Source organism: Pseudomonas sp. P5_B2, assembly GCF_056400445.1.
This window is the reverse complement of sequence record NZ_JBFULH010000416.1, coordinates 1-3,651: the sequence shown is the minus strand read 5'-3', so window position 1 is coordinate 3,651 and position 3,651 is coordinate 1. Positions and strand designations below refer to the sequence as shown.

4 protein-coding genes are annotated in these 3,651 nt (G+C 59.2%); 3 read left to right on the top strand and 1 reads right to left on the bottom strand.

Features of this window, described 5'->3' with window-relative positions; all coding sequences use genetic code 11:
* Positions 1-606 (top strand): OmpA family protein (locus AC1DRJ_RS21575; protein WP_477803924.1); only part of this gene is annotated, 606 nt, incomplete at its 5' end.
* Positions 607-736: 130 nt separating this feature from the next.
* Here the strand turns inward: AC1DRJ_RS21575 and AC1DRJ_RS21570 are convergent.
* Complete coding sequence (locus AC1DRJ_RS21570; protein WP_452627295.1) at positions 737-1,966, bottom strand: acyl-CoA dehydrogenase; 1,230 nt, start codon at positions 1,964-1,966, stop codon at positions 737-739.
* A 152-nt stretch (positions 1,967-2,118) separates the two neighbouring features.
* On the opposite strand from AC1DRJ_RS21570, the gene AC1DRJ_RS21565 reads away from it, so the two are divergent.
* Both AC1DRJ_RS21565 and AC1DRJ_RS21560 read left to right on the top strand, forming a co-directional pair.
* Positions 2,119-3,048: a LysR family transcriptional regulator gene (locus tag AC1DRJ_RS21565; RefSeq protein WP_477803923.1), complete on the top strand. Its 930-nt coding sequence runs from the start codon at positions 2,119-2,121 to the stop codon at positions 3,046-3,048.
* Between the two features lie 204 nt (positions 3,049-3,252).
* The coding region (locus AC1DRJ_RS21560; RefSeq protein ID WP_477803922.1) for a MerR family transcriptional regulator at positions 3,253-3,651 on the top strand (399 nt) is incomplete at its 3' end.

Here is a 3,651-nt window from a genome sequence, read left to right as displayed (position 1 = left end):
GCCGTGGCGATCGTCGATGGCCAATCCTCGGCCATGCTGCCGCTCAATAGCCTGATCGCCACGGAAGACTATCCGTTGTCCCGCCGACTGTTTTTTTACCTGCCGCCGCATGGGGAAAACCCTTGGGCCGAAGCCTTGGCGGCGTTCGCTCAAAGCAGCGAAGGTCAGGTGATTGTCGCGGCCAACGGCTTCATAGCCCAGACCGTCCAGGCCATCACGGTCACGCCGAATGCGCTGATGCCGGAGGGTTATCAGGCACTCAGCCGTCATGCTCAACGGTTGTCGGTGAATTTCCGCTTTGAAGAAGGCAGCGCAACGCTCGACAACAAGGCACAACAAGACCTGTCGCGGGTGCTCGACTATATAAAGCTGCGTGATAAGGCCAATCACCAAGTCACGCTGGTAGGGTTTGGCGATGCCAAGAGCGACCCTGCGCGCGCGGATCTGCTATCGAAGTTGCGGGCCATGACGGTGCGGCGCGAACTGGTGAAAAGCGGCGTGGTGTTTCGCGAGATTCGCGGCTTTGGCGCCGAAATGCCGGTGGCGACCAATAGTGGGGATGAGGGGCGGATCAAGAATCGGCGGGTTGAGGTTTGGGTGTATTAACCAAGCCGATCGTTCCCACGCTTTGCGTRGGAATGCATCCCGTGACGCTCCGCGTCACATTTAAAGCAGACGCGGAGCGTCCATAGAGGCATTCCCACGCAGAGCGTGGGAACGATCTGTGTACAGTTGGTTATTGGCCGCTGCGCATCATTTCCTTCGGCACATACTTGCCGATCTCGAATTTGCCAATCGCCGCACGGTGCACTTCATCCGGGCCATCGGCCAGGCGCAGGGTGCGCTGCATCGCATACATGTAGGCCAGCGGGAAATCGTTGGAAACCCCTGCCCCGCCATGAATCTGAATCGCACGGTCGATGACCCGCAAGGCGACGTTCGGCGCGACCACCTTGATCTGCGCGATCTCACTCTTCGCCACCTTGTTGCCGACGGTGTCCATCATGTACGCCGCTTTCAGCGTCAGCAGGCGTGCCATGTCGATTTCCATCCGCGAGTCGGCAATCTTGTCGATGTTGCCACCCAGGCGCGCCAAAGGTTTACCGAATGCGGTACGGCTGACCGAGCGTTTGCACATCAACTCCAGCGCCCGTTCAGCCATGCCGATCGAACGCATGCAGTGGTGAATCCGGCCTGGGCCAAGGCGACCCTGTGCGATTTCGAAGCCGCGTCCTTCGCCCAACAGGACGTTTTCGTACGGCACACGGACGTTTTCAAACAGCACTTCGGCGTGGCCGTGTGGCGCGTCGTCATAACCGAAGACTGGCAGCGGACGAACAATCTTCACGCCCGGTGTGTCCACCGGCACCAGAATCATCGAGTGCTGGGCATGGCGCGGCGCATCAGGATCGCTCAGGCCCATGAAGATCAGAATCTTGCAGCGCGGATCGCAGGCACCTGAGGTCCACCATTTCTTGCCGTTGATGACCCACTCGTCGCCATCACGCACGGCGCGGGCGGCCATGTTAGTGGCGTCGGAGGAGGCAACATCCGGTTCGGTCATGGCGAACGCCGAGCGGATTTCGCCGCGCAGCAGCGGTTCGAGCCAGCGTTGTTTCTGTTCTTCGTTGGCGTAGCGCACCAGCACTTCCATGTTGCCAGTGTCTGGTGCCGAGCAGTTGAACGGCTCTGGGCCCAGCAACGAGCGGCCCATGATTTCCGCCAACGGTGCGTATTCGAGGTTGGTCAGGCCGGCGCCGAGCTCAGATTCAGGCAAAAACAAATTCCACAGGCCTTCAGCCTTGGCCTTGAGTTTGAGCTCTTCCATGATCGCGGTCGGCTGCCAGCGATCGCCTTCGGCAACCTGGCGTTCGAACACCGCCTCAGCGGGATAAACGTAAGTGTCCATGAACGCGGTTACGCGCTCACGCAGTTCCTGAACCTTGGGCGAATAAGCGAAATCCATGAGCATTACCTTCTTGGGCAGAGGTTGTTTAAGTCATGCAATCGATGCTAGAACAGCCATGAAAATTTACCTAGCCTATTCTCGGCGTGTATTAACATTCATCACCGATATATGATCAGCTGATCGAGAACTAACAATAAGAGTGCAGCGCAATGAATCTGAGCAAGGTCGACCTCAACCTTTTCATCGTCTTCGACGCGATCTACACCGAGGCCAATCTGACCCGCGCCGGGCAGATTGTCGGCATTACCCAGCCAGCGGTCTCGAACGCTCTGGCTCGCCTGCGCGAGACCTTCAACGATCCGTTGTTCGTGCGCACCGCGCAGGGCATGGTGCCGACGCCTATGGCCCAGAACATCATCGGGCCGGTGCGTAACGCCCTCTCCCTGTTGCGCGTGTYGGTACAGGAAAGTCGCATTTTCAACCCGTTGCAAGCGGTCAAGACCTATCGCATCAGCATGACCGACCTCACCGAAGCGGTGATCCTGCCGCCGCTGTTCCAGCGCCTGCGCCGCCTGGCGCCGACGGTGATCATCGAAAGCTTCCTGTCCAAGCGCCGCGAAACCACCAAGGAACTGGCGGCCGGGCGTCTGGACTTCGCGGTGGATGCCCCGCTCAACACCGACCCGCAAGTGCGCCACGTCAAATTGATGGAAGACCGTTACGTGTGCGCCATGCGCAAGGGCCATCCGCTGGCGGGCAAGGAGAAATTCAGCCTGGATGATTATCTGTCCATGACCCACATCCACATCTCCAGCCGCCGCAGCGGCCTGGGTCATGTTGACCTGGCCCTGGGGAAAATGGGCATCCAGCGCAAGATCGCCCTTCGATCCCAGCACTACCTGATGGCCTCGCAAGTGTTGCAGCAGACCGACATGGTCATGACCGTGCCGGAGCGCTTTGCCCGGCGCAATGATTTGCATGCCTTCAGCCTGCCGGTCAACGACGTGCCACCGGTGGAAACTCACCTCTACTGGCACGAAAGCACCGACCAAGACCCGGCTAACCGCTGGATGCGCGAGCAAATGATCGAGTTGTGCCAGCAGGTGACGGCGCATGAGAAGAAGCTTGAGAAGGTGTGAGGCTTGATACCGAGGCGCCCCTTCGCGAGCAAGCCCGCTCCCACATTGGATCTGCGTCGAACGCAAATGCTGCGTTCAGTGGAGATCGAGTGTGGGAGCGGGCTTGCCCGCGAATAGGCCCGCAAGCACACTAAATCTTCTGCCCCTTGACGTAAACGTCAACCTGCCATTAGCTTAGCGCCATGACCTTTTTCGAGCGCTTCCATGAGCAGCCAGACCTACAGCATTTCCGACCTTGCCCGCGAGCTCGACATCACCACGCGGGCCATCCGCTTTTATGAAGAACAAGGCCTGCTCAGCCCCGAGCGTCGCGGCCAGGAACGCATCTACTCGCCCCGCGACAAAGTCAGCCTGAAGCTGATCCTGCGGGGCAAGCGCATTGGTTTCTCCCTGGCCGAGTGCCGCGAGCTGATCGAACTGTATGACCCCACCGGCGGTAATCAGAAACAACTGCAAACCATGTTGAACAAGATCGCCGAGCGCCGGGAGCAACTGGAGCAGCAGATGCTCGACATCGAGCAAATGAAGCTGGAACTGGACACCGCGCAGGAGCGCTGCACTCAGGCGCTGGAACAAACCATCCAAAACCAGAAGGTCATCCAG